This is a genomic window from Lysobacter sp. TAF61 (assembly GCF_052113485.1).
Classification (GTDB): Bacteria; Pseudomonadota; Gammaproteobacteria; order Xanthomonadales; family Xanthomonadaceae; genus Lysobacter_J.
Map to the genome: position 1 here is coordinate 14151 of NZ_JBFRDH010000001.1, position 26440 is coordinate 40590.

The 26440-nt window shown below is 69.0% G+C and carries 28 protein-coding genes; 24 read left to right on the forward strand and 4 right to left on the reverse strand.

Annotation, left to right across the window (positions count from 1 at the left end; genetic code table 11):
- Positions 1 to 65: 65 nt before the first annotated feature.
- On the forward strand, positions 66 to 1802 hold the full coding sequence (locus AB4Y64_RS00085; protein ID WP_441814423.1) for an EAL domain-containing protein: 1737 nt from the start codon (positions 66 to 68) through the stop codon (positions 1800 to 1802).
- Between the two features lie 24 nt (positions 1803 to 1826).
- On the opposite strand, the gene AB4Y64_RS00090 is transcribed toward AB4Y64_RS00085, so the two are convergent.
- The 4 genes from AB4Y64_RS00090 to flgA all read right to left on the reverse strand — a co-directional run bounded on the left by AB4Y64_RS00090 (position 1827) and on the right by flgA (position 4510).
- Positions 1827 to 3026 carry an ATP-binding protein gene (locus AB4Y64_RS00090; RefSeq protein ID WP_441814424.1) on the reverse strand — a complete coding sequence of 400 codons (1200 nt, stop codon included), beginning with the start codon at positions 3024 to 3026 and terminating at the stop codon, positions 1827 to 1829.
- A gap of 44 nt (positions 3027 to 3070) precedes the next feature.
- Positions 3071 to 3412: a flagellar protein FlgN gene (locus AB4Y64_RS00095; RefSeq protein WP_441814425.1), complete on the reverse strand. Its 342-nt coding sequence runs from the start codon at positions 3410 to 3412 to the stop codon at positions 3071 to 3073.
- A 2-nt stretch (positions 3413 to 3414) separates the two neighbouring features.
- Complete coding sequence (flgM, locus tag AB4Y64_RS00100) at positions 3415 to 3726, reverse strand: flagellar biosynthesis anti-sigma factor FlgM (protein WP_441814426.1); 312 nt, start codon at positions 3724 to 3726, stop codon at positions 3415 to 3417.
- 106 nt (positions 3727 to 3832) lie between these two features.
- Positions 3833 to 4510, reverse strand: coding sequence for a flagellar basal body P-ring formation chaperone FlgA (gene flgA / locus AB4Y64_RS00105; protein ID WP_441814427.1), 678 nt, complete (start codon positions 4508 to 4510; stop codon positions 3833 to 3835).
- A gap of 143 nt (positions 4511 to 4653) precedes the next feature.
- On the opposite strand from flgA, the gene AB4Y64_RS00110 reads away from it, so the two are divergent.
- The 23 genes from AB4Y64_RS00110 (at position 4654) to fliF (ending at position 26438) form a co-directional block, all read left to right on the forward strand.
- Positions 4654 to 5574 (forward strand): chemotaxis protein, encoded by a 921-nt coding sequence (locus tag AB4Y64_RS00110; protein ID WP_441814428.1) that lies wholly within the window; start codon positions 4654 to 4656, stop codon positions 5572 to 5574.
- 78 nt (positions 5575 to 5652) lie between these two features.
- On the forward strand, positions 5653 to 6009 hold the full coding sequence (flgB, locus tag AB4Y64_RS00115; RefSeq protein WP_441814429.1) for a flagellar basal body rod protein FlgB: 357 nt from the start codon (positions 5653 to 5655) through the stop codon (positions 6007 to 6009).
- Positions 6006 to 6413, forward strand: a complete 408-nt coding sequence (gene flgC, locus AB4Y64_RS00120; protein WP_441814430.1) for a flagellar basal body rod protein FlgC — start codon at positions 6006 to 6008, stop codon at positions 6411 to 6413. Before flgB ends, flgC begins: the two co-directional genes overlap by 4 nt.
- 28 nt (positions 6414 to 6441) lie before the next feature.
- Positions 6442 to 7107 (forward strand): flagellar hook assembly protein FlgD, encoded by a 666-nt coding sequence (locus AB4Y64_RS00125; protein ID WP_441814431.1) that lies wholly within the window; start codon positions 6442 to 6444, stop codon positions 7105 to 7107.
- A gap of 20 nt (positions 7108 to 7127) precedes the next feature.
- Positions 7128 to 8351: a flagellar hook protein FlgE gene (gene flgE, locus AB4Y64_RS00130; protein ID WP_441814432.1), complete on the forward strand. Its 1224-nt coding sequence runs from the start codon at positions 7128 to 7130 to the stop codon at positions 8349 to 8351.
- A 20-nt stretch (positions 8352 to 8371) separates the two neighbouring features.
- Positions 8372 to 9118 (forward strand): flagellar basal body rod protein FlgF, encoded by a 747-nt coding sequence (locus tag AB4Y64_RS00135; protein WP_441814433.1) that lies wholly within the window; start codon positions 8372 to 8374, stop codon positions 9116 to 9118.
- A gap of 38 nt (positions 9119 to 9156) precedes the next feature.
- Positions 9157 to 9942 carry a flagellar basal-body rod protein FlgG gene (gene flgG / locus AB4Y64_RS00140; RefSeq protein ID WP_441814434.1) on the forward strand — a complete coding sequence of 262 codons (786 nt, stop codon included), beginning with the start codon at positions 9157 to 9159 and terminating at the stop codon, positions 9940 to 9942.
- Positions 9943 to 9950: 8 nt separating this feature from the next.
- Positions 9951 to 10664, forward strand: a complete 714-nt coding sequence (gene flgH, locus AB4Y64_RS00145) for a flagellar basal body L-ring protein FlgH (RefSeq protein WP_441814435.1) — start codon at positions 9951 to 9953, stop codon at positions 10662 to 10664.
- Between the two features lie 11 nt (positions 10665 to 10675).
- Positions 10676 to 11782: a flagellar basal body P-ring protein FlgI gene (locus AB4Y64_RS00150; RefSeq protein ID WP_441814436.1), complete on the forward strand. Its 1107-nt coding sequence runs from the start codon at positions 10676 to 10678 to the stop codon at positions 11780 to 11782.
- Positions 11783 to 11802: 20 nt separating this feature from the next.
- Positions 11803 to 12822 (forward strand): flagellar assembly peptidoglycan hydrolase FlgJ, encoded by a 1020-nt coding sequence (flgJ, locus tag AB4Y64_RS00155; RefSeq protein ID WP_441814437.1) that lies wholly within the window; start codon positions 11803 to 11805, stop codon positions 12820 to 12822.
- 3 nt (positions 12823 to 12825) lie between these two features.
- Entirely contained in the window at positions 12826 to 14709 is a 1884-nt protein-coding gene (gene flgK, locus AB4Y64_RS00160) for a flagellar hook-associated protein FlgK (RefSeq protein ID WP_441814438.1), read from the forward strand.
- A gap of 10 nt (positions 14710 to 14719) precedes the next feature.
- On the forward strand, positions 14720 to 15919 hold the full coding sequence (gene flgL / locus AB4Y64_RS00165; RefSeq protein WP_441814439.1) for a flagellar hook-associated protein FlgL: 1200 nt from the start codon (positions 14720 to 14722) through the stop codon (positions 15917 to 15919).
- 162 nt (positions 15920 to 16081) lie between these two features.
- Entirely contained in the window at positions 16082 to 17245 is a 1164-nt protein-coding gene (locus AB4Y64_RS00170; RefSeq protein WP_441814440.1) for a flagellin, read from the forward strand.
- A gap of 95 nt (positions 17246 to 17340) precedes the next feature.
- A complete protein-coding gene (gene fliD, locus AB4Y64_RS00175; RefSeq protein WP_441814441.1) occupies positions 17341 to 18681 on the forward strand; it encodes a flagellar filament capping protein FliD in 1341 nt (446 codons plus the stop codon).
- Between the two features lie 23 nt (positions 18682 to 18704).
- The gene (gene fliS, locus AB4Y64_RS00180) at positions 18705 to 19097 is read left to right on the forward strand and encodes a flagellar export chaperone FliS (RefSeq protein ID WP_441814442.1); all 393 of its coding nucleotides are present in this window, start codon (positions 18705 to 18707) and stop codon (positions 19095 to 19097) included.
- Positions 19098 to 19108: 11 nt separating this feature from the next.
- Positions 19109 to 19387 (forward strand): hypothetical protein, encoded by a 279-nt coding sequence (locus AB4Y64_RS00185; RefSeq protein ID WP_441814443.1) that lies wholly within the window; start codon positions 19109 to 19111, stop codon positions 19385 to 19387.
- On the forward strand, positions 19384 to 19944 hold the full coding sequence (locus AB4Y64_RS00190) for a PilZ domain-containing protein (protein WP_441814444.1): 561 nt from the start codon (positions 19384 to 19386) through the stop codon (positions 19942 to 19944). The genes AB4Y64_RS00185 and AB4Y64_RS00190 overlap by 4 nt, the downstream gene beginning before the upstream one ends.
- A gap of 109 nt (positions 19945 to 20053) precedes the next feature.
- Positions 20054 to 20716 carry a response regulator gene (locus tag AB4Y64_RS00195; RefSeq protein ID WP_441814445.1) on the forward strand — a complete coding sequence of 221 codons (663 nt, stop codon included), beginning with the start codon at positions 20054 to 20056 and terminating at the stop codon, positions 20714 to 20716.
- A 213-nt stretch (positions 20717 to 20929) separates the two neighbouring features.
- A complete protein-coding gene (rpoN, locus tag AB4Y64_RS00200; RefSeq protein ID WP_441814446.1) occupies positions 20930 to 22339 on the forward strand; it encodes an RNA polymerase factor sigma-54 in 1410 nt (469 codons plus the stop codon).
- A 14-nt stretch (positions 22340 to 22353) separates the two neighbouring features.
- Positions 22354 to 22740 (forward strand): response regulator, encoded by a 387-nt coding sequence (locus AB4Y64_RS00205; RefSeq protein ID WP_441814447.1) that lies wholly within the window; start codon positions 22354 to 22356, stop codon positions 22738 to 22740.
- A complete protein-coding gene (locus AB4Y64_RS00210; protein ID WP_441814448.1) occupies positions 22737 to 24227 on the forward strand; it encodes a sigma-54 dependent transcriptional regulator in 1491 nt (496 codons plus the stop codon). The genes AB4Y64_RS00205 and AB4Y64_RS00210 overlap by 4 nt, the downstream gene beginning before the upstream one ends.
- A 90-nt stretch (positions 24228 to 24317) precedes the next feature.
- Positions 24318 to 24686 (forward strand): flagellar hook-basal body complex protein FliE, encoded by a 369-nt coding sequence (gene fliE / locus AB4Y64_RS00215; RefSeq protein WP_441814449.1) that lies wholly within the window; start codon positions 24318 to 24320, stop codon positions 24684 to 24686.
- Between the two features lie 63 nt (positions 24687 to 24749).
- Positions 24750 to 26438, forward strand: coding sequence for a flagellar basal-body MS-ring/collar protein FliF (gene fliF / locus AB4Y64_RS00220; RefSeq protein WP_441814450.1), 1689 nt, complete (start codon positions 24750 to 24752; stop codon positions 26436 to 26438).
- Positions 26439 to 26440 lie beyond the last annotated feature (2 nt).

Sequence of the window (26440 nt, forward strand, 5' to 3'; positions counted from 1 at the left end):
CGCTCCAGAGCCGGTGCACCACCCTGCCCCTCCGCGCCGGCGCACGAAAACGCTACCCTGTCGCGATGAAGCAACCCTACGACGCGCTCAGCGGGATTCCTGTCGATCCCGTGACCCTGCTTTACCGGCTTGGCGCCGGTGGGCCGAGCCTGCCCAAGGAGCTGGCCGCGGCGCGTGCGACCAAGCGCCAGCTGGCGTTGCTGCACGTCGATGTGGACATGTTCCGCTCGGTCAACTCGAACATGGGCGAGGCGGTCGGCGACCAGGCCCTGGCGGCGATCGCCCAGCGCCTGCGCAAGGCCATGCCGGACGAGAGCTGGCTGTGGCGGCTCAACAGCGACGAGTTCATCGCCGGCATCCGCTACCTGCCCGGCGAGACCGACGGCGAGGCCCTGGCCGAGATGCTGCGCGACGCCTTCGAGACGCCGCTGTGGATCCCGCCGTACTCGCTGCCGGTGACGCTGTCGATCGGCATCGCGGTGTTCCCCGATCACGCCAACGATGCGCCGTCGCTGCTGGCCAGTGCCGAGCGCGCGCTTCTGGACGTCAAGCGGCAAGGCCTCAACAGCGTCGGCCTGTATTCCGCCAACGCCGACAAGAAGGCGCCCAACGACGGTTTCGCCGAGCGCTTTGTCGAGGCGATGGACAACCGCGAGCTGCACCTGTTCTACCAGCCGCTGATCGACGCACAGGACGGCGGCATGATCGGGTTCGGCGGACTGTTGCGCTGGGACACGCCGGGCAATGGCCTGCTGCGCGCGAGCCGCTTCCTGGAGATCGTTGAGCGCGTTGGCCTGTCGGCGCAGTTGGGTTCCTGGGTCGCCGAGGCGGCGGCGCGGCAGCTCGCGCAGTGGCGCGACCAGGGGCTGGATTACCTGACGTTGTCGGTGCACCTGGCCAGCCCGCTGCTGGCACAGCCGCGTTGCCTCGATGAGATCGGCGAACTGCTGCACCGCTTCAACCTGCCCGGCAAATCGCTGGAGTTCGAGATCTCGGAAAGTGCGCTCGCCCTCGATGCGCACCGCATCCATGAAACGCTGGTCGGCCTGCGCGCACTCGGCGCAACGCTGACGGTGCAGGACTTCGGCCTGGGCGGTCTGAGCTTCGCCTCGCTCGCGCAGTACCCGCTGGACCGGCTGAAGATCGACCGCAGCTTCTTCCGCAATGTCGCCAGCGATCCGCGCAGCGCGGCCGTCGTGCGCGGCATCATCGCGATGGGCCATCGCCTGGGCATGAAGGTCACCGCCAAGGGCGTGGAGACCGAAGCCGAGCTGGGCTTCCTGCGCCGCAACCATTGCGACTTCTTCGTCGGCCATCTGTTCAGCCCGCCGCTGCCGGCGGAAGAGCTCGACGACCTGATCCGGCGCCGTTTCCTGCTGCCGGGTGCGTTCGCCGCGACCCGTCCCGAGCGCACGGTGCTGCTGCTCGACGACGAGGAGAACGTGCTGCGTTCACTGGCGCGGTTGTTCCGTCGCGACGGCTACAACATCCTCACCGCCAGCAGCGTGCGCGAGGCCTTCGACCTGCTGGCGAGCAACGCGGTCCAGGTGATCGTGTCCGACCAGCGCATGCCCGACATGACCGGCACCGAGTTCCTGGCGCGCGTGCGCGACCTCTACCCCGACACGATCCGCATGGTGCTGTCGGGCTACACGGACCTGGCGACGATCACCGAAGCAATCAATCTGGGCGCGATCTATCGTTTCCTGACCAAGCCCTGGAACGACGACGAACTGCGCGAACACATCCAGGCTGCATTCCGCGCGCACGAGCGGCGCGCCGCAGGCGAAGAAGGGTTCTGACGGCGGGGTTCCCCGCGCTTCAGGTCAGGCGCCTTCGGCGTCGCGCGGCTGGACCACCGGCAATACCACCCGGAACGCGCTGCCGGCGCCTGGCGTGCTGGTGACCTCGATGCGGCCGTGGTGCTTGGCGACGATGCTGTAGGCGATCGCCAGGCCCAGGCCGGTGCCGCGGCCGATGGGCTTGGTGGTGTAGAACGGCTCGAAGATGCGCTGCAATGCATCGGGTGAGATGCCGCAGCCGCTGTCGGCGATGCTGATCCACGCTTCGCCACTCTCGGCGCCGGTGGCGATGACTATACTGCCGCGCTCGGTGATCGCCTGGCCGGCGTTGATCAGCAGGTTCATCAGCACCTGGTTGATCTCCGACTGATGGCATTCGACCAGCGGCAGCTCGCCGTAGTGCTTCTCCAGACGGACCTTGTACTTGAGGTCGTTCCATACGATGTTGAGGGTGGACTCCAGGCCGCGGTGCAGGTCCGACGGGCGCATCGCCTCGTCGCGGCCGGTGTGCGAGAAGTCCTTGAGATCGTGCACGATCTTGGTGACGCGCTCGATGCCTTCGCGCGATTCGGCCAGCAGCTTGGGCAGGTCGCCGATGATGAAGTCGATGTCGAGGCGGTCACGCTTGCCCCGCACTTCTTCACGGCATGCGGCGGGATCGGCCGACTGCAGTGCGGCCTCGTGCGCCTCGACCAGCGCGAACAGCGCGCCGATGTACTCCTGCAGCGTGCCCAGGTTGGAATGCACGTAGCCGATCGGGTTGTTGATCTCGTGGGCGACGCCGGCGGCCAGCTGGCCAATCGATGCCATCTTCTCCGATTGCAGCAGTTGTTCCTGCGTGCCGGCGAGGCGGCGGTAGGTGTTCTGCAACTCGTCGTGTCGCAGCTGCAGTTCGCGCTCGCGGCCGTTGCGTGCCGACAGGTCGTCGAAGGTCACGAAGCTGCGAACCATGCCGGCGTGACCGGCGGGCCCAGCCTGCTCGTCGTGGTGCAGCGCGATTGCAAGCAGGACGCCGGAAGGTGTGGTGATGTCGCCATGCCAGCTGCCGGACTGGCAGGCCAGCGTCCAGGCGTCCTTGGGCAGCAGGTTGAGCAGGTACTCGGGTGCTGCGCCGGACTCGACGCGCTCGGCCAACGCGCGGGTCGCGGCATTGGCCAGCGTGACCCTGCCCGCACAGTCCACCAGCATCACCGCGTTATCGGTGACGCTGAGCGCCCAGAGCATGTCGTCGCTCCAGGTCGAAGTCGGTTTTGTCGTGCCGGGTTGGTTCATCCCACTCCAAGACAGCGCGCCTGCGGGCGGGCGCCGGGCTGTCCGGTGGAATCGTACACGCTCGTCGACTCGATGCGGCCGAGGTGGCGCAAGGCCCAGTTCACTTCGCGGCGTCGGCGCGCGAGCAGCACGCTGTTGGCCTGGTTGAGCGCGCGCAACTCGGTCAGGCGACCGGCAGCGGCAGCGTCGGGTGCCAGTGATTCGGCATGGCGCAGGGCAATCAGCTTGGCAGCGGTTGAGGCAAGCAAGGCATCGACGTCATGGGCGAGCAGCGCCTGGCGCTCGGCGACCAGCGCCTGCTCCAGTGCTTCAAGCGATGCGTCGATGGCGGTGCCCATCGTTACTTGCTCAGCTCGCGGTCGAGGTCGAGCATGCGCGTGGCGATGGCCTGCGAATCTACGCGGTAGCTGCCGTCGGCAATCGCGCTGCGAACGGCGTTGACGCGGGCGATGTCGATGCTGGCCGGGCCGTTGCCGAGCTGGCGCTCGAGCGCCTGCAGGCCTTCGGCTTCGCCGGTCAGGCGCACGCTGTCGGTGGCGGTGGTCGCGCCGACCGGCGCGTTGCGCTCGGTGCCGGCACGCGCGGTGGCCGACGTCACGGCGGCTTCCGGCGGTCTGGCGGCGGGCAATCCGCCGTCGATCTTGTGGGTCATGGCACGCTCCTGGGTGGCTCGGTCGAACACTGTAACGGCACGGCATGGGGGAACTTGAGGGATCCCCGTTCATCTGTCTGGGGGCGGCACTTCAAGGCGCGCCTCTTCATGGAATGACCTCGACCTCACCCTGGGCCGTGACCCGGCCGCGCAGGACGCGGCGCGAGGTGGCGTTCTCCACCGTCACCATGCCGCCGGCGCGGTCCGGGCCGAGCGCGCGGCCCTGCATCCGGACCTCTACCCCGTCGGTGCGCGACACCAGCACGACGGGGTCGCCGCGGCGAAGGGGGCTGCCGGTCGAAAGATCTGCCTCGGTGGGAACCGCGCCGGTTGCGAGTGCGCGGTTGGGCGTGCGCCCGACCAGTGCGGCCGGGTCGCTGAAGGTGGCGCCACCGGCGCGGCCGATATCGCGGCGTTGCACGGACAGCTGGTTGGCGGCGATGGCGACGCCGGCCGCGGCCGGGGCCGTCAGTACGACCACGTCGGCCTCGCGGCGGACTCGCACGGGTACATACAGTTGCCAGCCCGGGGCGTCGTCGCAACGCACCTGTGCGGTTCGCGGCCCGGAGGCGACGGCCTTGAGGGGTTGGCGGCACTGCGGAAGGTGCAGCGCCGGGTCGAGCGTGGCCTCGGCCTGGGCATCGCCTGCCCCGACCGCGGCGATGGCAGCCGAGCGGATCGACGCCAGCGGCTGCGGCGTGGCTGCCTGTGCAGCGGCGATCGCCATCAGCGCGACCGCAAGCAGCGCCATCGCGACGGCACGGGCACCGGCGGTCCGGCGCACTGATGGCGATCGCGTTGGAAGGTGTGGCATGACCGGGGCTGCCTCGACGGGCGGATGCATCCCCCGGTGCCTGCAAGCGCTGTGCCACGACGAAGCGTGTACGTCGACTCAAGGAACGCCCGCGCAGGCCGACAAAACGGGGCATGAGCCAGGACCTGCTCGACCGCATCGACCAACGTACCCGCCTGGCCGGCCACAACCGGCTGGCCCTGCTGCTGTTCCGCCTGGGCTCGCGTCAGCTTTTTGGCGTCAACGTGTTCAAGGTGCAGGAGGTGTTGCCGCGGCCGCCGCTGTTCACCCTGCCGCAGCTGCCACCGGCCTTCTCCGGCGCTGCCGACGTGCGCGGCCGCACCGTGCCGGTGCTGGATCTGGCCCGCGTCATCGGCCATGCCGGCGAGGACGGCGGCGAACCCAGATACCTGGTGGTGACCGAGTTCAACCGTTCGGTGCAGGGATTCCTGGTCGCCGGTGTGGACCGCATCGTCAACATCGCCGTCGAACAGATCCAGCCGCCGCCCGAACTGGGCGGCGACAGCCACTACCTCACCGGCGTCACCCGCCACCAGGGCGAACTGATCCAGCTGATCGACGTGGAAAGCGTCCTCGCCGAATCGGTGCCGCGGGCGAGCGATGCCGGCAACCTGTCCGCCCTCCCCGTCCACGGCGGCTCGCGCGAGGTGCTGGTGGTCGACGACTCGCGCGTGGCCCGCAACCAGATCCGGGCGGTGCTGCAGCAACTGGGGCTGGAATCGACCCTGCTGTCGGACGGACGCCAGGCGCTGGACCACCTGCAAGCGCTGGTCCAGGCCGGCCAGTCGCCGTGCGAGCGCTACGCGATGGTGATCTCCGATATCGAGATGCCGGCGATGGACGGCTATACCCTGACGACGGAAATCCGTCGCGACCCGGCCCTGCGCGGATTGTTCGTGCTGCTGCACACCTCGCTGTCGGGCGTGTTCAACCAGGCCATGGTCGAACGCGTGGGCGCCGACGATTTCGTGCCCAAGTACTCGGAAAGCGAGCTGGCACAACGGGTGGCGGCGCGGATCGGCGCGCTGCGCTGAGCCCAGCTGGCCGCCTGCGCGCGGCGTCTGGCACGTGGCTTGCCTGATCCGGGGGGAGAACCCGCCCCCGGAGGGCCCATGTCCGACTTCCTAGGCATCCACGGCACTGCGCTCGCCCTGCGCGAACAGCGCCTGCAGGTGCTGGCCGCCAACATCGCCAACGCCGACACGCCCAACTACCAGGCGCAGGACCTCGACTTCAATGGCGCGCTGCAGGCCGCGCTGCAGCCGGGCACGGGCGGCGATGCGATCGGCAGCGCCGCCGCCGCGGCACGCTACACGCGCGCGTCCAGCCAGCCCAGCCTCGACGGCAACACCGTGGATGGCGATCGCGAGAACGCCGCCTTCGCGCAGGCGACGCTGGAGTACCGCGCGTCGATGTCGTTCGTCGAATCCAAGGTCCGCTCGATGCTGACCGCGATCACCGGCCAATGAGCAACCTGCCGATCTTCGACGTCGCCGGTTCGGCGATGAACGCGCAGTCGGTGCGCCTGAGCACGGTCGCCTCGAACCTGGCCAACGCCGACTCGATCTCCGGTTCGCCCGATGCGGTCTTCCGCGCCAGGCAGCCGGTGTTCTCCGCCGATCCGGTCGCAGGCAGCCCGGAGCTGGCCGGCGTGCAGGTCAAGGAAATCACCCAGAGCAATGCGCCCGCACTCAAGCGTTACGAACCGGGCCATCCGCTCGCCGACGCGCAGGGCTACGTGTACGCACCCGACATCGATCCGGTCGCGCAGATGGTCGACCTGATCTCGGCCTCGCGCAGTTACCAGGCCAACGTCGAGGTCTTCAACAGCGCCAAGGAACTCGCGCTGGCCACCTTGAACATGGGCCGCTGACGCGACCCGCCAGCAAGCAAGGATCCCGATGAGCAACACGATTGGCAGCACCGACAACAGTTACGCCTCGCTGGGGTTGCAGACCCCGCAGGCGACGCGCAACAGCTCACTGGGCCAGACCGATTTCCTGCGCCTGATGACCGAGCAGTTCAAGAACCAGGATCCGCTCAAGCCGCTCGACAACGCCCAGTTCCTCGGCCAGCTGGCGCAGTTCTCCACCGTGCAGGGCATCGACAAGATGCAGGGCGCGATGGACGCGGTGGCCAGCGTGATGGAGTCCGACCAGGCCTTGCGTGCGGCCTCGCTGGTGGGTCACGACGCGCTGGTGGAGGTCGACACGGTCGAGCTCGCCGCGGGCGCCGGAGTCGAAGGCGAAGTCACCGCGGCCAAGGCGGGGACGATCACGTTCGAAGTCGTCGACGCTGCCGGCGTGCGCGTGCGGCAGATGGCTGTGGAGGCCGGCGCCGCCGGCGACACGAAATTCCGCTGGGACGGTCTCAACGACAACGGCCAGCCGATGCCGGCCGGCCGCTACACGATCCGCGCCACCACCGGCAGCACCACCGACAGCGAATCGCTGGCCGTGCGCGTGGCGGCCCGCGTCGACAGCGTCTCGGTCGAACCGACCGGGCTCGTGCTCAACCTAGCGGGCGTGGGCAGCCACCCGCTCTCGTCCATCCGTCGCATCGGCTGACCCTCTTCCAGGAGCACACCATGAGTTTCCGCATCTCGCTCAGCGGCATGAACGCGGCCTCGGCCGATCTCAACGTCACCGCCAACAACATCGCCAACGCCAACACCACCGGCTTCAAGCAGTCACGCGCGGAGTTCGGCGACGTGTTCGCGCTGTCACCGTACGGCCTGTCGCGCAACGCGATCGGCGCCGGCGTGCGGCTGGAGAAAGTGGCCCAGCAGTTCGGCCAGGGCAACACCGACTTCACCGGCAAGGCGCTGGACATGGCGATCTCCGGCCAGGGCTTTTTCACCCTGTCGGCGAACGGCGCCACGGTCTACTCGCGCGCCGGCAACTTCGGCCCCGACCAGGACGGCTACGTGGTCAATCCGGCCGGCCAGCGCCTGCAGGTGTTCCTGCCCAATGCCGGCGGCAATGGCTTCGACACCGGCCGCATGGGCGACCTGCGCCTGAGCAAGGGCGACTCGCCGCCGCTGGCGACGACCGAGGTCGAAGTCGGCACCAACCTGCCCGGCAACGCCACTGCGCCGACGCTGACGCCGTTCGATCCCAATGAACCGCTGAGCTACAACCACACCACCTCGCTGACGGTCTACGACTCGCTCGGCGCACCGCACACGCAGTCGCTGTACTTCATCAAGACCGCCAACCCGAACGAATGGCAGCTGCAGACCCAGATCGACGGCACCACCGTCGGCACGGCGCAGACGCTGCAGTATTCGTCGAACGGCGACCTGGTCACGCCCGCCGTGCCGGGCCGCATCACCCTGCCTGCCCACACCCCGCCGGGCGGCGCGGCGCCGATGGCGCTGACGCTCGATATCGGCGCGTCGACGCAGTACGGCAAGGCGTTCGGTGTGTCCGAGCTGGTGCAGGACGGCTACACGACCGGCCGCCTGACCGGCATCGAAGTGTCGCCGGAAGGCGTCGTCAACGCGCGCTACACCAATGGCGTGTCGACGCCGCTGGGCCAGGTCGCGATGACCACCTTCGACAACCCGCAGGGCCTGCAACCGCTTGGCGACAACGGCTGGGCGGAAACGTTCGAATCGGGCCAGGCGCGCCGCGGTGGCGCCGGCACGTCCGAGTTCGGCCTGGTCCAGGGCGGCGCGCTGGAAGCGTCCAACGTCGACCTCACCGAACAACTGGTCAACATGATCACCGCGCAGCGCAACTTCCAGGCCAACTCGCAGATGATCTCGACCCAGGACCAGATCACCCAGACCGTGATCAACATCCGCTGACGTAGAAGGCACCCGCCGCCATGGACAAGAGCCTCTACATCGCGATGACCGGCGCCAGCGCCACGCTGCGCGCGCAGGCGCAGGTCTCGCACAACCTCGCCAACACCGACACCGTCGGTTTCCAGGCAACGTTGAACGGCACCGTCGCCGCGCCGGTGGCAGGCGCCGGGCTGGCCTCGCGCGTGGCGACCATGGCGCGCGACATGGGTGTCAGCAGTGCGCCCGGCTCGATCACCAACACCGGCAACGCGCTCGATGTCGCGCTGCATGGCGACCGCTGGCTTGCGGTGCAGGACAGCAGCGGCGGCGTGGCCTATACCCGCGCCGGCAACCTCAAGCTCAACCAGAACGGCCTGCTGACCACCGCCAGCGGCCTGCCGGTGCTGGACCAGAGCGGCGCGCCGATGTCGATCCCGCCCAACGATGCCCTGGACATCGCCGGCGACGGCACGGTGTCGATCGTGCCGCAGGGCCAGCCCGCCTCGACCATGGCCAGCGTCGGCCGGCTCCAGGTCGTCGCGGCGAACACGCGCGACCTGGTGCGTGGCGAAGACGGACTGATGCATGCCGCTCCCGGCGCCACCGCCCCGCCGCCCGCCGCGGGCACCGTCCTGACCTCGGGCGTACTGGAAGGCAGCAACGTCGATGGCACCGGGATGCTGGTGTCGATGATCCAGCTCGCGCGCCAGTTCGAGATGCAGGTACGGGTCTTGCATAGCGGTGACGAGAGCGCGCGCTCGGCCAACACCCTGCTGTCGTCGCGCTGACCACCCCACCACCCAACTCTTCGTAACGGGAACCCGCCATGACCCAGGCTCTGTGGATCGCCAAGACCGGCCTCGACGCGCAGCAGACGCGCATGGCGGTGATTTCCAACAATCTCGCCAACACCAACACCACTGGCTTCAAGCGCGACCGCGCCAGCTTCGAGGACCTGCTGTACCAGACCGTGCGCCAACCCGGCGGCGCCTCGTCCGAACAGACCCAGCTGCCGACCGGCCTGTCCACCGGCACCGGCGTGCGCGTTGCCGCGACCGCCAAGGAATTCGCCCAGGGCAACATGGTCCACACCGACGGCGCACTGGACGTGGCGATCGATGGCCGCGGCTTCTTCGAAGTGCTGATGCCCGATGGCAGCACCGCCTACACCCGCGACGGCAGCTTCAAGCCCAATGCGCAGGGCGAACTGGTGACCAACTCCGGCTACCCGGTGCAACCGGGCATCCAGATTCCCGAAGGCGCCGAGTCCGTGACCATCGGCGCCGACGGCACGGTCAGCGTCAAGCTGGTCGGCCAGGCCGGCAGCGTGCAAGTCGGTTCCTTGACGCTGGCCGACTTCGTCAATCCGGCCGGGCTGCAGGCCCGCGGCGAGAACCTCTATGTCGAGACCAGCGCAAGCGGCCCGGCGCAGAGCGGCGCGCCAGGCCAGGGCGGCGCCGGCACCCTGGTGCAGGGCTCGCTGGAAGGTTCCAACGTCAACGTCGTCGAGGAGCTGGTGTCGATGATCGAGACCCAGCGCGCCTACGAAACCAACGCCAAGGCGATCTCGACGACCGACTCGATGCTCGGCTACCTCAACAACAACCTGTGAGCACGTCGATGAGCGCATCGATGACGTCCACCGCGTTCGCGTCCGTGCTGCTGCTGACCCTGTCGGGCTGTGCAAGCCTGGTCGGCAATGTGCGTCCGTTCGACGAAGTGGCGCCGTCTCCGGCAACGGCCATGGCCGCCGTCAGTCCGGCGCCCGGCAACGGCGGCGGCTCGATCTTCGCCGGCAATGGCCCGGGCAATCGCGGCATGCGCCTGTTCGAGGACAACAAGGCGCGCGAGGTCGGTGACCTGCTCACCATCGTGCTGGTCGAGAACACGCGCGCCAAGACCAACGCCAAGACCGCGGTGACCAAGGACTCCAACCTGGCCATGGCGGCACCGACGATCTTCGGCCAGGACATCACCTACAACGGCAATCCGCTGCTGCAGGCCGAGGTCGAGGGCAAGCGCAAGTTCGGCGGCGCCGGCGACAGCGCGCAGAGCAACCAGCTCGATGGCGACATCACCGTGACCGTGGTCGAGCAGCTGGGCAACGGCAACCTGCGCGTGGCCGGCCAGAAGCAGGTCCGCCTGAACCAGGGCGACGAGCTCGTACAGGTTCAAGGAATCGTGCGCGTCGCCGATATCAGTCCCGACAACCGGGTCACCTCCGACCGGGTCGGCGAGGCACGCATCGTCTATGGCGGTCGTGGCGCGCTGGCGCAGTCGAACGCGATGGGCTGGCTGGGTCGTTTCTTCAACTCCGCCGCCTTCCCCTACTGAGGTCCGCGACCATGCGCCCGTCCATCCCGATGTGCTTCGCCCTCGCCGTTGCCGGCCTGCTGCTGTCGGCTGCGCCTGCGCGTGCCGAGCGCATCAAGGACCTGGCCCAGGTCGCCGGCGTTCGCGGCAACCCGCTGGTCGGCTACGGCCTCGTCGTCGGCCTGGACGGCAGCGGCGACCGCACCAGCCAGACCCCTTTCACCGTGCAGAGTCTCAAGACGATGCTCGACCAGCTCGGCGTGACGATTCCGCCGGGCGTCAATCCGCAGCTCAAGAACGTGGCGGCGGTGGCGATCCAGGCCGAGTTGCCTGCGTTCGCCAAGCCCGGCCAGCCCATCGATGTCACCGTGTCGTCGATCGGCAACGCCGGTTCGCTGCGCGGCGGCAGCCTGCTGATGGCGCCGCTGCGTGGCGCCGACGGACAGATCTACGCGATCGCGCAGGGCACGCTGGTGGTCAGCGGCCTGGGCGCGGCCGGACGCGATGGTTCGCGTATCTCGGTCAATGCGCCCAACGGCGGCAGCATTCCCAACGGCGCAATCGTCGAACGCGCGGTCGCCAACGCCGCGTCCAATGGCCTGGTCACGCTCAACCTGCACGAGTCCGACTTCACCACCGCCGCGCGCATCGTCAGTGCGATCGATGACGCGTTCGGCAACGGTCGCGCTCATGCCGTCGATGGCGTCACCATCGAAGTCACACCGCCCGCGGGCGACCGCATCGCGTTCCTGGCGCAGCTGGAAACGCTCGACGTGAACCCCGGCGCAGCCGCGGCCAAGGTCATCGTCAACGCACGCACCGGCACGGTGGTCATGGGCGGCCAGGTCACGGTGCTGCCGGCGGCCGTGTCTCACGGCTCGCTGACGGTGTCGATCACCGAGAACGCGCAGGTCAGCCAGCCCAATGAATTCGGCCGCGGAAACACCGTGGTCACGCCGCAGTCGACGGTGGAAACCCACCAGGATGGCGGCCGCATGTTCCTGTTCGCGGGCGGTACTTCGCTGGAGGCGATCGTGCGTGCGGTCAATGCCGTCGGCGCCGCACCGGGCGACATCGTCGCGATCCTCGAAGCGCTCAAGCGCGCCGGCGCACTGCGTGCCGAGCTCGAGGTGATCTGAGCCAGCGCTCGGAAGCTGCCATGCGCCTGCCCGCCGCCACCGCCATCGCGCTCGAACCGACGTCGGCCACGCCGCACGCGCGGATCGAGAAGGCCGCGCACGAGCTGGAGGCGCAGTTCGCGCAGATGCTGATCAAGTCGATGCGCAGCGCCAGCCCCGGCGATCCGCTGATGGGTGGCGACAACACCTACCGCGACATGTACGACCAGCAGCTCTCGCGCGAGCTGACCAAGGGACGCGGCCTCGGCCTGGCGCCGATGATCATGCGCCAGCTCGAACGCAGTTCCGGCACCGCGGCGAAACCGGCCGCAACCTCGTATGCCTTGCCACCGAACAGCCTGCCGCTGGGCGCTCCGGGAGTAGCGGCGCCGATGCCTCTTGCGCCGTCCAGCTCGGGCGTGTCGATGCCGGCGCTGACGCCGGCCGAAGCACCCGCGGCGCCGGCCGTCGATGCGATGTCCGATTGCGCGCCCGATGGCCCGGTCGACTGCAGCAGCCCCGAGGCCTTCGTGCGCTCGATCTGGCCGCACGCGCAAAAGACTGCCGCCGAACTCGGCGTGCCGGCCAAGGCGCTGGTGGCCCAGGCCGCGCTCGAAACCGGCTGGGGGCGTCGCCTCGCGGGCCAGGACGGTGCGTCCTCGCACAACCTGTTCGGCATCAAGGCCGGTGGCCGCTGGAATGGGCAGCGCATGAGCGCCAACACTCACGAGTACGTAGACGGCACCCGTCGCAGCGAGCGCGCCGATTTCCGCGCCTACACCTCCCCGGCCGACAGTTTCGCCGACTACGCGCGCGTGCTCGGAAACCCGCGTTACGCCTCGGCGCGCGGCGCCGGCGACGACGTGCATCGCTTCGCCAGCGCGTTGCAACAGGCCGGCTACGCGACCGATCCATCCTATGCCGCGAAGATCAGCGCGATTGCTGATGGCGCTACGCTCAACCGCGCACTGGCGACGATGCCAGGCGCGGATTCCATGAACCGTTACGCGGCCGCCACGGTCGACATGCCTTCCGGCAGTACGCTTTCGAGCAAGGGATAAACGATGTCTGGAGTGCTCTCCACCGGAACCTCCGCGCTGCTCGCCTTCCAACGCGCGCTCGGCACCGTCGGTCACAACGTCGCCAACGCCGCCACGCCGGGCTACAGCCGCCAGCGCGTCGAGTTCGCCGCACGTCCGGGCCAGGCCAACGGCCCTGGCTATATCGGCCAGGGCGTGGACGTGGCCCGGTTGCAGCGCCTGGCCGACGGCCTGGTGTTCGCGCGCCAGGTCGACAGCAGCGGTGAACTTGGTCGCCTCAGCCAGCTGTCTTCGATGAGCGACCGCATCGACAAGCTCGTGTCCGATTCGGCGACGGGTCTGTCGACGCCGTGGTCGGCATTCTTCAATGCCGCCAAGGGTGTCAGCGCCGATCCGACGTCGCAGGTTGCCCGCAGCCAGCTGCTCGCTTCCGGCGAACAGCTCGCGAGCCGCTGGCGTGCGCTGGACGGGCAGTTGTCCTCGCTGGAGGGTGAATCCGAGCAGCGCCTGAAGGACAAGGTCGGCGACGCCAACCGCCTCGCCAGCGAGATCGCCGCGCTCAACCAGGACATCGCCAGCGCCGGCAGCAATGCCGCGCCCGACCTGCTCGACGCGCGCGCCCTGCGCATCGACCAGCTGGCCTCGCTGGTCGGCGCGGAGACCGTCGCCCAGGACGATGGCTCGATCAACGTGTTCACTCCGGGTGGTCAGCCGCTGGTGCTTGCCGATCGCGCGATGAAGCTGACCACGATCGCGGACCCCTACCGTCCCGATCACCTGCAGGTCGCGCTCGAAGGCGGCGGTGGTGCGGTGCGGCTGCCGCAGTCGGCAGTGTCGGGCGAGCTGGGCGGCCTGCTCGAGTACCGCGACCGCGTGCTCGATCCTGCGCGCGCCGAACTCGGCCGCCTCGCCACTGCCTTCGCCGAGAGCTTCAACGCGGCCCATCGCGCCGGTGTGGACTACAACGGCGCGGCCGGCAAGGACTTCTTCACCATCGCCCCGCCGCGGGTCGATGCGCACGCCGGCAACACCGGCAGTGCGACGATCAACGCCAATGTCAGCGATGTCGCCGCACTCAAGGGCAACGACCTGGTACTGCGCTTCGATGGCACCTGGAAGGCGACGCGCGCCGACACCGGCGAAGCGGTACCGATGACCGGCACCGGCACCGCTGCCGATCCCTTTAAGGTGGCCGGCGTTTCGCTGGTGGTCGGCGGCGCGCCTGCCGTCGGCGACAGCTTCGCGCTGCGGCCGACGGCCGACGCCGCCGGCAGCCTGCGGGTGGCGATCAGCGACCCGTTGCAGATCGCGGCGGCCTCGCCGTTGCAGGTCAAGGGCGACACGACCAACCTGGGCGATGCACGCGCGTCGGCAGCCAAGGTCACTGACCCGGCGGCATTTGCTTCCTTCGCCGGGGCCACGGTCGAGTTCATCGACGCCACGCAGTACACCATCAACGGCGCCGGCCCCTACCCTTACACCGCCGGCACGCCCATCGGCGATCCGGCGACGGGCTGGTCGATGACGCTGACCGGTACCCCGGCCGCGGGCGACAGCTTCTTGCTTGCACGCACGCCGCCGCGCTCGAGCGACAACGGCAACGCGCTGGCGCTCGCCGGGCTCGACCAGAAAACCGTGCTCGATGGCGGCACACAGTCGCTCACCTCCGGCCTCAGCGGCCTCACCGCGCGCGTGGGCGGCGAAGCCCGCCATGCCAAGTTGAGCCTGGAAGCGCAGACCGCCATCAACGACCAGGTCATCGCCGAGCGCGAATCGCTCAGCGGCGTCAATCTCGATGAGGAGGCCGCCGACATGATGCGATTCCAGCAGGCCTACCAGGCCGCGGCGCAGGTGATCACCACCGCCGACAACATGTTCCAGACGCTGCTGTCGGCCGTGCGCCGCTGAGGACCAGACGATGACCCTACGAATCTCCACCGCCGGGTTGCATGCGCAGGGCCTGCAGAGCCTGCTGATGCGCCAGCAGCAGGTCGCGCGAACGCAGCAGCAGCTGGTCACCGGCAACAAGCTCGAGAGCGCCGCGGACGATCCGTCCGGCATGGCGCAGGCACAGCGCCTGGATCATGCGCTGGCCACGCTGGAACAGCACGGCAAGAGCGCCGGCCTGCTCGAACACCGCCTGCGTTCGCAGGAACAGGCACTGAGCGATGTCGGCAGCCATCTGACGCGGGCGCGCGAACTGGCGATCCAGGCCAACAGCCCGGTGCTGTCGGACCCGGACCGCAAGGCGATCGCCGACGAACTGCGTTCGATCCGCAGCGAGATCATCAGCATCGCCAACCGCGAAGACGGCGCTGGCCGACGGCTGTTCGCCGGTGCGCGCGATGGCGTGATCCCGTTTGCCGATGACAACGGCAACGTCACCTACGCCGGCGACGACGGCCGCAACCTGGTCGAGGTCGCACCCGACCTGACCGTCGCCGACACCGATGCGGGCAGCGACGTGTTCATGCGCGTGCGCACCGGCGACGGCATCGCGCGCGGCATTGCCGGCGCGGCCAATACCGGCACCGGCGTGCTCCAGGCCAGCGCGATCACCGACCACGCGGCGTGGGCCGGCCGTTCGCTGCAGGTGCAGTTCACCGCGCCCGATGCCTACCAGGTCGTCGATGCCGCCGGCACCGTGCTCGCCAGCGGCGCCTACACGGCCAACAGCACGATCAGCGCCGGTGTCGTGCAGGTCACGTTGACCGGTGCGCCCGCGGCCGGCGATACCTTCACGGTCGAACGCGCGCCGGTGCGCGACGTGTTCGCCACCCTCGAGAACCTGGCCGACACCCTCGATACCCCGGCGACCAGCCCGGCCGAACGCGCCCGCCGCAGCAATGCCCTGGGCGCTGCACTGGGCGACATCGAGACGGCGCAGGACCACATGCTGTCTGTGCGTGCCGGCACCGGCACGCGCCTGGCCTCGCTCGACAATGCCGCCGACGTGCGCGGCGCCGATGACCTGACGTTCTCCGAGACGCTGTCGCAGCTGCGCGATGTCGACTACGCCGAAGCCGCCAGCCAGCTGACCCTGCAACTGACCGCCCTGGAAGCCGCGCAGAAGACCATGCTTCGCGTCCAGTCGTTGTCCCTGTTCGACAAGATGTAAGGAAGCGAAGGACTTTTTTCGTGATCGGGTGGTCTGGCCCTAAAGCTTGACAGGACAGCGCCGATATTGATCACAGCAGCGGCGCTAGGCCCACCGGCCAACACCCTGCGAAAGCCGGACAGGCTATCGCCGCCGGATCCAACCTTCCAGGAGATCGCACCCATGCAAGTCATCAACTCCAACATCATGTCGTTGAACGCGCAGCGGAACCTGTCGACGTCCGGCTCGCAGCTCGCCACCAGCCTGCAGCGCCTGTCCTCGGGCCTGCGCATCAACAGCGCCAAGGACGACGCCGCCGGCCTCGCCATCTCCGAGCGCTTCACCACCCAGGTCCGCGGCATGGACCAGGCTGCACGCAACGCCAACGACGGCATCTCGCTGTCGCAGACCGCCGAAGGCGCGATGGGCGAAATCGGCAACAACCTGCAGCGTATCCGTGAGCTGGCCGTGCAGTCGCGCAACGCCACCAACTCCTCGACCGACCGCGCCGCGCTGAACGCCGAAGCCCAGCAGCTGAAGTCGGAAATCGACCGCGTCGCCGAGCAGACCTCCTTCAACGGCACCAAGCTGCTCGACGGTTCGTTCACCGACCAGGCGTTCCAGGTCGGCGCCAACCAGGGTGAGACGATCACCGTGTCGGGCATCACCAACGCTTCCTCGTCGGCCCTGGGTACCTGGACGTCTGCCCCGACCACCACCTACAGCCAGACCACCTCGGCGGCCACGGCCACCGCGTTCGCCACCGGCATGTCGATCGACGTAAACGGCGTGACCATCTCCACGGCCGCAGGCGCCGCCGATGCCGCCGCTGCCGCGACCGCCTTCAAGGCTGCCTTCGACACCGCCAAGGCCAACCCGGCCAACACCGCCCTGGCCAACGTCACGATGAGTGCCGCCGGTGCGATCACCTCGACCGACAAGACCCTGACGCTGGCCAATGCAGCCAACGTCAGCGGCGTGACCGCCGGCGCCACCAACGGCACCGCGACGACCGTCGCCGGTACCGCGCAGACCGGTTTTGGCGCCCTGGACATCTCCACCGTCGACGGCGCCGATGCCGCGATGCTGGCAATGGACGGCGCGCTGACGGCGATCAACACCGCCCGCGCCAACATGGGTGCCGTGCAGAACCGCTTCAGCTCGGTCGTCGCCAACCTGGGTTCGACCTCGGAGAACCTGTCGGCCGCACGCAGCCGAATCCAGGACGCCGACTTCGCTGCTGAAACGGCCAAGCTGACCCGCAACCAGATCCTGCAGCAGGCCGGTACGGCGATGCTGGCCCAGGCCAACCAGGCGCCGCAGGGCGTGCTGAGCCTCCTGCGCTGATGATCCACCCACGTGGCGCGGCTTCGGCCGCGCCACGTGCCGTTTCAAGAGCTTCAACAGTTTCACCTTCTTCAATCTGACCCGCGGAGATCGCAATGGCTGGGGTAAGCAGCGCCGGTATCGGCAGTGGCCTCGACGTCCCGACCCTGGTTGCCCAGCTGGTCGCCAACGAGCGCGCGCCGACTGCGGCCCTGATCGACCGCAGCGAGCGCCAGACCAAGGCGCAGATCTCCGCGCTGGCGACGCTGCGCAGTGCCTTCGACGGCCTGCGCACCGCCCTCACCAAGCTCACCTCCGACGATTCGACGCTCGCGCGCAAGGTCACCGTCCAGGCCGAGGCCGGCTTCAGCGCCAGCGCCAGCGCCGGTGCGGCGACCGGCAACTACCAGGTCGAAGTCCTCGCGCTCGCGACGACCCACAAGCTGTCGTCGACCGCGTATGCCAAGAGCGACACCGCGGTCGGCACCGGCCAGCTCACCATCGTCAGCGGCGAGACGACGATCAACGTCGACATCGGCGATGACAACAACACCCTGGCCGGCATCCGCGACGCCATCAATCGCGCCGCCGACGGCAAGGGCGTCACCGCCACGATAGTGAACGCCGACGACGGCGCGCACCTGGTGCTCAGCGCCACCCAGAGTGGCGCGGCCAATGCGCTGCGCATCACCACCAGCGGCGGCGACGGCGGCCTGGCCGGACTGCGCCACGACCCGCCCAACGCCACCACGATGACCCAGCTCAGCGCCGCCGGCGATGCGCGCGTCAAGATCGACGGCCTGGTCCGTTCCAGCGCCAGCAACGCCATCACCGACATGCTGCAGGGCGTGACCCTGACCTTGACCAAGGCCGCGGTCGGCACGGTCAAGGAACTCAACGTCTCCAGCGACCCGGCGGCGCTGCGCAACGCGGCCAAGGGCTTCGTGACTTCGTACAACGCCTCGCTCGGCGCGATTGCGAGCACGTCCAAGTACGACCCCGCCACCAAGATCGCCGCGGCATTCAACGGCGACGCCATGGTGCGCGGCACCGGCCAGGATCTGCGCAACCAGCTCAGCGGCTCGGTCACCGACCTCAAGGCGCTGGGCATCACGATCGCCGCCGATGGCACGTTGAAGATGGACGATGCGGTGTTCGACGCCGCCATCGCCAAGGACCCGACGCCCGCCACGCGACTGTTCGGGGCCGACAACAGCCTTGCCGCCGGCTTGCAGAAATCCCTGGCCGGCCTGCTCGACAAGGACGGCCTGATCGACAGCCGCAGCAACAACCTCGCCGGTCGCACCAGCTCGATCGAGGACCAGCGCAATGCGCTCGACCGCCGCATGACCCAGGTCGAGGCCCGTTACCGGGCGCAGTTCGTCGCCCTGGACGGGCTGATGTCGAAGATGCAGTCGACCAGCAGCTTCCTTTCCCAGCAACTTGGCCTGCTTTGACCACCACCGACACGAGCCGCGCCATGCACAGTGCCCGCACCTACGCCAACCAGTACCGCCAGACCGGCGTGTCCAGCGCCGTGCTCGATGCGAACCCGCACCAGCTGATCGCGTTGATGCTGGCCGGGGCGCGCGAGCGTGCACGCCTGGCGATCGCCTGCCTGGATCGCGGCGACCTGCCGCGCAAGGCCCAGGCGATCACCGACGCCAGCACGATTATTGGCGGCCTCAACGGCGCTCTGAACCTGGAGGCTGGCGGCGAGATCGCCGATGGCCTGCAGGCGCTGTACGACTACGCGCAACGACGCCTGCTGGCAGCCAACCTCGACAACGACGCCGCGCCGCTGCACGAAGTGGACTCGCTGCTCGGCGACATCGAATCGGCCTGGCGCGCGATTTCGCCGGAGACGGTGTGATGGCGGGCGTCGTGCCTACCCTGCCGGTCGTCGAGGTGCGCGCTGCGATCGCCGCCGAGGACTGGTCGCTGGCCGACGCGCTGCTGGAGCAGTACCACCTTGACCTCGTCGCGTCCCTGCGCAAGGCCGGCTCACCGCTGCCGGCCGACGGCCCGTGGCTGGACCTGCTGCGCCAGCAGGACGAGCTGATCGCCGAACTGCGCAGCGCCTGCGATGCCACCGAATTGGCGATCGCGCGCCTGGGCGCCGACCGCCGCGGCGCCCGCGCCTGGTTGCGGGAGCTGGCATGAACCTGCCCATTGCCTCAGACCCGGTATTCGGCGAAACGCTGGTCTGCGACGAGATCCGGCCGGCCGCGTTCCTGCCAGGCGGATTCGACCAGGCGCAGCTGCAGGCGATGTGGGCCCGCGGCGAGATGCTCCTGCGCGCCCTGGCCGTGGTCGAGGACGGCAGCGGCGGCGAAGAGCCCGAGCAGCCCTCCGACCACGCCGTCCTTCGCATCGAGGCCAAGCTCGACCTGCTGACCGCCCTGGTCGCCAGCCTTGCCACCGCCCACGACGCCGACCCGCTGCGCCCGTTGCGCTGGTCGTCGCAGGGTGCCTGCCTGACTGCGGACGCCAACATTCCCACCGGTACGGTCGGACGCTTCCGCGTCCAGCCCGCCGATTGGCTGCCCTCGCCCCTGGTGCTGCCGGCCACGTTGCACGCACGCGACATCGATCAGGCCGGCAGGCCGCGCCTGTGGCTGCGCTTTGGCCCGCTTTCGCCGGTGCTGGCGGCCGCGCTGGAGCGGCACCTGTTCCGGGTCCACCGCCGGGCCGTGGCCGAGAGCCGCCGCGGCCGCTGACCCGGCCGCTTATTTATCAAACGACGGTCACAGTACTGTTGAGCGGCGCTGCCCTGTTGTGCGCACTGCGGCTATCTTGGCCGGGTGGTGCAATGGGGATCTGGCGTTGGTGCGAGTATTGATTTGCGATGATCACACCCTCGTCCGCGCGGGTGTGCGGCGATTGCTGGAGTCGTTCGCCGATATAGAAGTCGTCGCCGAAGCGAGCAATGCCGACGAGGTCATGATGCGCACGCAGCAGACCTTGCCCGACATCGTCCTGCTGGATCTCTCCCTGCCCGGCCGCAGCGGCTTCGACGCGCTGGCCGAACTTCGCCGCACCTGCCCGGACACCGCGGTCGTGATCATGTCGATGCACGACGATGCCCTGCACGTGCGCGAGGCGTTGCTGCGTGGCGCCAGCGGCTTCGTCGTCAAGGAAGCGGCACCCGCCGAGCTCGAGATCGCCGTGCGCGCGGCCGCATCGGGTCGCACCTTCCTCAGCCCGCAGGTGTCGGCGCCGCAGTTGCAGGGTTACCAGGCCCGCAAGGGCAACAACGGCAATGGCAACGGCGACAGCAAGGGCAGCGAGGACATCGACAGCCTGCCGCGCCGCCAGCGAGAGATCCTGCTGGCACTGGGAACCGGCCGCACCACCAAGCAGATCGCGGCGGACCTGGGCATCAGCGTCAAGACCGTGGAAACCCATCGCGCGCGGATGATGGAAGCGCTGGGTGTGCGCAATGCCGTTGAACTGTTGCGCATCGCCATGCGCCACCACGACCGTCGCTGAGACATCCGTCGCAACGGGATACTGACGCTCCGCGTCAATGTTCGGCGCCGTCCGGACCGATCGCGTCGGAACCACGACGCAATGTCAGGGAACCCCCTACATCGATACAGGTATACCCCTAGTTGCGTGTAGGTTTGCCCCTATCGGATAGCCGTCACAGAACGAGCACGATGGATTCCGGGGATCGGCTGGACGCTGATCAGGGGAACCGAAGTGAAAGCCGCAATACGTGCCAACCTCGTGCAGGGCGTCAACCTGACGCCGCAACTGCTGCAATCGATCCGGTTGCTGCAGCTGAACTCCCTGCAGCTGGAACAGGAACTTCGCCAGACGCTCGAGCGCAACCCGCTGCTGGAGCAGGAAGAGCCTGGCGACGACGCCAAAGCGTCGGGCGATGCAGACAGCGCGACCCTCGAAGCGGCGGCATGGGACGAACTGCCCGAACCCTCCTTCCTGTCCGGTGGCGGCATTGCCGGCGGTGACGGCGACGATGCAACCCTGCGCATTGCCGGACAGGCCTCCAGCGACCCGCGCGTGCGTCTGCTGGAACAGCTCGCCCTGCAGTGGAACCAGCGCGACCTGGAAATGGCGGCCTGGTGGCTGGACCACTGCGACGATCGCGGCTATCTCGAACACTCCGTTGCCGAACTGCTGGCGCTGGGTGCGCAGGCCTTCCCGCAATGGGTCGATGACCTGGAGGTCGTCCGCCAACGCCTGCTGCATGGCGACTGCCCCGGGGTCGCCGCGGTCGACGCCGGCGAATGCCTGCGCGCGCAACTGGCCCTGCACACCGACTGCGGCCTGCGCACCCTGGCCATGCGCATCCTTGGCGAACAGCTACCCCTGCTGGCCGCCCACGACGACGCGGCGCTGGCCGCCGCGCTCGACGAGGACATCGAGCACGTACGCGCCGCGGTGGCGCTGATCCTCACCCTGCGCGCCCATCCGATTGAAATCCTGCCCGAACCTGACACGGCGGTCGTCCCGGACGTGGTTGCCTGGCACGCCGGCGGCGCCTGGCGCGTGGCGCTGAACCAGCGCACGGCGCCGCGCGTGCGCATCGCCGCGCACTGCGAGCGCGCCCTGGCCGGCAACGCGGGCAGCCACGGCGGCAACGCCAGCAGTCATGCGGTGCTGCGCGGCCTGCTCGACGAAGCCCGCTGGCTGGTGCGCGGCCTGGCCATGCGCAACGACACCCTGCTGCGCACCGCGCAGGTGCTTATCGAGCGCCAGCGCGCATTCCTTGATCGCGGCGAGGAAGCGATCGTGCCGCTGACGCTGAACGAGGTTGCCGAGGCGATCGGCATGCACGAGTCCACCGTCTCGCGCATCGTCAACGGCAAGTACATCCAGACCCCGCGCGGCACGTTCGAACTCAAGCGCCTGTTCGCGGTGCGGTTGGAAGGCGCCGAAGTCGCCGGCAGCGCGGTACGCGCCATGGTCAAGCGCCTGATCGAGTCCGAACCGGCCGCCGCGCCGCTCGCCGATGACGTCATCGCCGGCCTGCTCGCGCGCCAGGGCGTGCGCGTTGCGCGCCGCACCGTCGCCAAGTATCGCGACCAGCTCTCGATCGGTCCGGCCCGGGCGCGCCAGCGCCTTCCCGGCCGCGCGATGGCCGGCTGAAAGGAGTGCATGACATGCGTGAACTGAACGTACTGCTGGTAGACGACCATGCCGGCTTCATCGCCGCGGCGATGCGCAGCCTGCGCCGGCTGCCGTGGATGCACGTGATCGGCACCGCCAGCAACGGCATCGAGGCGATTGCCCAGTGCGAGACGCTGCGGCCCGACGCGGTGCTGATGGACCTGGCCATGCCCGAGATGGGCGGCCTGCAGGCCACGCGCCTGATCAAGGCCCAGGACAATCCGCCCTACATCGTGATCGCCAGCCACTTCGACGACGGCGAGCATCGCGAACACGCCCTGCGTGCCGGCGCCGACGCATTCGTGAGCAAGTTGGCCTACCTGCACGACGTGGTGCCGCTGCTCGAGAAGCTCGTCGCCGACTCGGGAGACGTGGCATGAGCGAGTCGCGCATCCTGATCCTCGATCACGACATCGAGCGCGCCGAGCGCGTCTCCACATTGCTGGAGTTCATGGACTTCAGCCCGCGCATCGTCGCCGATGCCGGCGACATCGATACTACCCGCGCCCGCGCCAGCGACTGGGTCGCCGTGTTGATCGGCGAGGTCGGCGATGGCGCCAGCTGGCAGGCGTTCGCCGCCTGGCTGGCGCGGCAGTCGCTGCATCCGCCGGTGCTGGAACTGCCCGGCCATGCCGCCGACGCCGCCTGGCGCGCCGCACTGCATCCGCAGACCGTGTGGCCGCTGCACTACCCGATCCGCCGCACCGAACTGCAGGAGTCGTTGCGCCGGGCCAGCCTCAAGCGCCTGGATGAAGATGCGCGCCTGGAGATTCCGAAGGTCGGCCCGACCGGCCGCAGCGCAGGCGTGCTGCAGCTCAACCGCATGATCGACCAGGTCGCCCCGCACGACACCACGGTATTGGTGCTGGGCGAATCGGGCACCGGCAAGGAAGTCGCGGCGCGTGCGATCCATGCGCGGTCGGCCCGCCGCGACAAGCCCTTCGTGGCCATCAACTGCGGCGCGATCCCGCCGGACCTGCTCGAGAGCGAACTGTTCGGCCACGAGAAAGGCGCCTTCACCGGTGCGCTCACCCAGCGCAAAGGCCGCTTTGAGATGGCCGAGGGCGGCACGCTGCTGCTCGACGAGATCGGCGACATGAGCCTGCCGATGCAGGTCAAGCTGCTGCGCGTGCTGCAGGAACGCTGCTTCGAGCGCGTCGGCGGCAACGAGACCCGCAAGTGCGACGTGCGCGTGGTTGCCGCGACCCATCGCAATCTGGAAGACCAGATTGCCAAGGGCAACTTCCGCGAAGATCTCTTTTACCGCCTCAACGTGTTCCCGATCGAGATGCCAGCGCTGCGCGAGCGCAGCGAAGACCTGCCCGACCTGATCGCCGCGATCACCCGCCAGCTGGCCGAAAGCCGCCGCGGCCGCGTGGCGTTGGCAGACGACGCGGTCAATGCGCTGCGCCACTACGCCTGGCCCGGCAATGTCCGCGAGCTCAGCAACCTGCTCGAGCGCCTGGCCGTGCTGCATCCGGGCGGCAACGTCCGCGCCGCCGACCTGCCCGCGCGCTATCGCGCGGCGCTGCCGCCGGGCGAGATGTTCGAGGCATCGCCGACGCCTACCCAGATCGCGCCGCCGCAGGCCGCCAACCTTGGCCACGCGATGGCGATCGACCCGACCCTGCTCGCCCCGACCGCGACGCTACCGCCGCAGGGCATCGACCTGCGCGGGCACATCGCCGGCATCGAGCTGGAGTTGATCCGCGCCGCCCTGAACCAGTCCGGTGGCGTGGTCGCCCATGCCGCGCCATTGCTCGGGCTGCGCCGGACCACACTGGTGGAGAAGCTGCGCAAGTACGGCATCGATCGCGACGACCGCGACGGTGCGGACGTGCCGGGGGACCAGGCGGCGGGATTCTGAGGCGACGGGTCTGTGACGGCAGAAATCTGACGCCGCTCTGGCACGCGCCTTGCCTAGTCACTGCAAGCACGATTGGCAGCGACTGACCCGATGACCGACGCCATTTCATCGATCCTTTCCCAGATCCGCGCGCACGAGATGCGCTCGCGCGGAACCCTGGCCGACGCGCCGCTGGGCAATGCGATCGCGATCGACGGCAACCGCGCCAGCGGCGGCGTGGGCGGCACCGCTCCCGCCCCCGGTTTCCAGCAGACGCTGTCGAATGTGATCGACAAGGTCAGCCAGACCCAGGCCAATGCCAGCAGCCTGCAGACGGCCTTCGAACTGGGCGATCCGCGCGCCGACCTGGCGCGGGTGATGGTGGCGATGCAGCAGTCGCAGGTCGCCTTCCGCGCCACCGTCGAAGTGCGCAACCGCCTGGTGCAGGCGTACCAGGACGTCATGAACATGCCCATCTGAGGCACGCAGTAACCAGCCGAACCCGCCGCTCCCGCCACCACTCTCCGCAGCAGACCCGCACCGATGAGCGTGATCGCACTTCCCCAAGGCACTGCCGGCAGCTTGCGCGACCTGCGTCGCCTGCAGGACATTCCTGCCGTTCGCCAGCTCGGCCTGTTCGCGCTGGTGGCTGCCGCCATCGCGCTGGGTCTGTGGTTGTTCTTCTGGACGCAGAAACCCGATTACGTGCCGGTGTTCGCCGGTCTCGACGCCAAGGCGACCGGTGAAGCCTCCGATCTGTTGCGCACCGCGCAGATCCCGTTCCGCATCGATCCCGGCAGCGGCGCACTGGCCGTGCCGACCGAACAGATCGGCGCGGCCAAGATGGCGCTTGCCTCGGCCGGCCTTCCTGCCGACAACAGCGCCGGCTTCGAATCGATCCAGGGCGACCAGGGGTTCGGCACCAGCCAGTTCATCGAGAGCGCGCGCTACCAGCACGTGCTGGAGATCGAGCTGGCACGCACCATCGGCAACCTGCGCCCGGTACGCGAAGCACGCGTCCACCTGGCCCTGCCCAAGCCGAGTGCGTTCACCCGCCAGAACGAACCGGCCAGCGCGTCGGTCGTGCTGCAACTGCAGACCGGCAGCACGCTCGAGCGCGGCCAGGTCGATGCGATCGTGCACCTGGTCGCATCGAGCATTGCCGAGTTGCCGCCCGAGCGCGTGACCGTGGTCGACCAGTTCGGCCGCATGCTTTCCAATGCCGATCCCGACAGCGACGACGCCATCGGCGCCAAGCAGTTCGAGCAGCAGCGCCGCCAGGAATCGGTGTACGTGCAGCGCATCCAGGAACTGCTCGAGCCGATGACCGGCCCCGGCCGCATCAGCGCGCAGGTCAGCGTCGACATGGACTTCGCCCAGACCGAACAGGCCAGCGAGCGCTATGGCCCGCAGACGGCGATGGTGCGCAGCGAACAGCTTTCCGAATCCGGCAACCTCGGCGCCGCGGCCGTGTCGCCGCAAGGGATTCCCGGCAGTGTCAGCAACACGCCGACCGCGGCCAATACCGTCGCCCCGGCTGGCAGCCCTGCCGCTCCCGGCGCGCAGCCTGCCGCGCCCCCTGCCCCGGCCGCTGCGGTAGCGCAGTCCGGCCCCGGCAGCCGCAGCTCGGTGCGCAACTACGAGCTCGACCGCACCCTCACCCACACCCGCCAGGCCCCGGGACGGATCCGCCGCGTCACCGCCGCCGTGCTGGTCGACAATGTCGCCCAGGGCGCAGGCGAAACCGGCAAGCCGGCCAAGCCGCGCGCACTGAGCGCAGCCGAGCTGCAGCGCATCCAAACCCTGGTGCAGCAGGCCATCGGCTTCGATGCGCAACGCGGCGACGTGGTCTCGGTGGTCAACGCGCCGTTCGCACGCGACATCGGCGAGGTCGACAAGGACGGCCCGCCGGTGTGGCAGAACCCGCGCGCCCGCGACCTGCTGCGCACCGTGCTGGGCGGCCTCGCGGTGCTGCTGCTGATCTTCACCGTGTTGCGCCCGGCGCTGCGCCAGCTGATCGCCCCCAAGTCCCGCACCACCGCCACCACTGCGGTGGTGCTGGAGCATGACGAAGACGTGCCGGTGGCGTTGTCGGCGCCGCAATCGGCCAGGGCCGGCGGGCCGGCGCAGCTGAACTTCGACGAGAAGCTCGAAGTGGCGCGCACCGCCGTCAACACCGACGCCAAACGCGTGGCGCAGGTCGTGCGCGACTGGGTCGAATCCGATGGCTGAGT

What these genes read in the sequence shown, in the direction of transcription:
- AB4Y64_RS00085 (WP_441814423.1), top strand. Translation starts at nt 66, where the DNA reads ATGAAGCAACCCTACGACGCGCTCAGCGGGATTCCTGTCGATCCCGTG.
- AB4Y64_RS00090 (WP_441814424.1), bottom strand. Translation starts at nt 3,026, where the DNA reads ATGCTCTGGGCGCTCAGCGTCACCGATAACGCGGTGATGCTGGTGGAC.
- AB4Y64_RS00095 (WP_441814425.1), bottom strand. Translation starts at nt 3,412, where the DNA reads ATGGGCACCGCCATCGACGCATCGCTTGAAGCACTGGAGCAGGCGCTG.
- flgM (WP_441814426.1), bottom strand. Translation starts at nt 3,726, where the DNA reads ATGACCCACAAGATCGACGGCGGATTGCCCGCCGCCAGACCGCCGGAA.
- AB4Y64_RS00110 (WP_441814428.1), top strand. Translation starts at nt 4,654, where the DNA reads ATGAGCCAGGACCTGCTCGACCGCATCGACCAACGTACCCGCCTGGCC.
- flgB (WP_441814429.1), top strand. Translation starts at nt 5,653, where the DNA reads ATGTCCGACTTCCTAGGCATCCACGGCACTGCGCTCGCCCTGCGCGAA.
- flgC (WP_441814430.1), top strand. Translation starts at nt 6,006, where the DNA reads ATGAGCAACCTGCCGATCTTCGACGTCGCCGGTTCGGCGATGAACGCG.
- AB4Y64_RS00125 (WP_441814431.1), top strand. Translation starts at nt 6,442, where the DNA reads ATGAGCAACACGATTGGCAGCACCGACAACAGTTACGCCTCGCTGGGG.
- flgE (WP_441814432.1), top strand. Translation starts at nt 7,128, where the DNA reads ATGAGTTTCCGCATCTCGCTCAGCGGCATGAACGCGGCCTCGGCCGAT.
- AB4Y64_RS00135 (WP_441814433.1), top strand. Translation starts at nt 8,372, where the DNA reads ATGGACAAGAGCCTCTACATCGCGATGACCGGCGCCAGCGCCACGCTG.
- flgG (WP_441814434.1), top strand. Translation starts at nt 9,157, where the DNA reads ATGACCCAGGCTCTGTGGATCGCCAAGACCGGCCTCGACGCGCAGCAG.
- flgH (WP_441814435.1), top strand. Translation starts at nt 9,951, where the DNA reads ATGAGCGCATCGATGACGTCCACCGCGTTCGCGTCCGTGCTGCTGCTG.
- AB4Y64_RS00150 (WP_441814436.1), top strand. Translation starts at nt 10,676, where the DNA reads ATGCGCCCGTCCATCCCGATGTGCTTCGCCCTCGCCGTTGCCGGCCTG.
- flgJ (WP_441814437.1), top strand. Translation starts at nt 11,803, where the DNA reads ATGCGCCTGCCCGCCGCCACCGCCATCGCGCTCGAACCGACGTCGGCC.
- flgK (WP_441814438.1), top strand. Translation starts at nt 12,826, where the DNA reads ATGTCTGGAGTGCTCTCCACCGGAACCTCCGCGCTGCTCGCCTTCCAA.
- flgL (WP_441814439.1), top strand. Translation starts at nt 14,720, where the DNA reads ATGACCCTACGAATCTCCACCGCCGGGTTGCATGCGCAGGGCCTGCAG.
- AB4Y64_RS00170 (WP_441814440.1), top strand. Translation starts at nt 16,082, where the DNA reads ATGCAAGTCATCAACTCCAACATCATGTCGTTGAACGCGCAGCGGAAC.
- fliD (WP_441814441.1), top strand. Translation starts at nt 17,341, where the DNA reads ATGGCTGGGGTAAGCAGCGCCGGTATCGGCAGTGGCCTCGACGTCCCG.
- fliS (WP_441814442.1), top strand. Translation starts at nt 18,705, where the DNA reads ATGCACAGTGCCCGCACCTACGCCAACCAGTACCGCCAGACCGGCGTG.
- AB4Y64_RS00190 (WP_441814444.1), top strand. Translation starts at nt 19,384, where the DNA reads ATGAACCTGCCCATTGCCTCAGACCCGGTATTCGGCGAAACGCTGGTC.
- AB4Y64_RS00205 (WP_441814447.1), top strand. Translation starts at nt 22,354, where the DNA reads ATGCGTGAACTGAACGTACTGCTGGTAGACGACCATGCCGGCTTCATC.
- AB4Y64_RS00210 (WP_441814448.1), top strand. Translation starts at nt 22,737, where the DNA reads ATGAGCGAGTCGCGCATCCTGATCCTCGATCACGACATCGAGCGCGCC.
- fliE (WP_441814449.1), top strand. Translation starts at nt 24,318, where the DNA reads ATGACCGACGCCATTTCATCGATCCTTTCCCAGATCCGCGCGCACGAG.
- fliF (WP_441814450.1), top strand. Translation starts at nt 24,750, where the DNA reads ATGAGCGTGATCGCACTTCCCCAAGGCACTGCCGGCAGCTTGCGCGAC.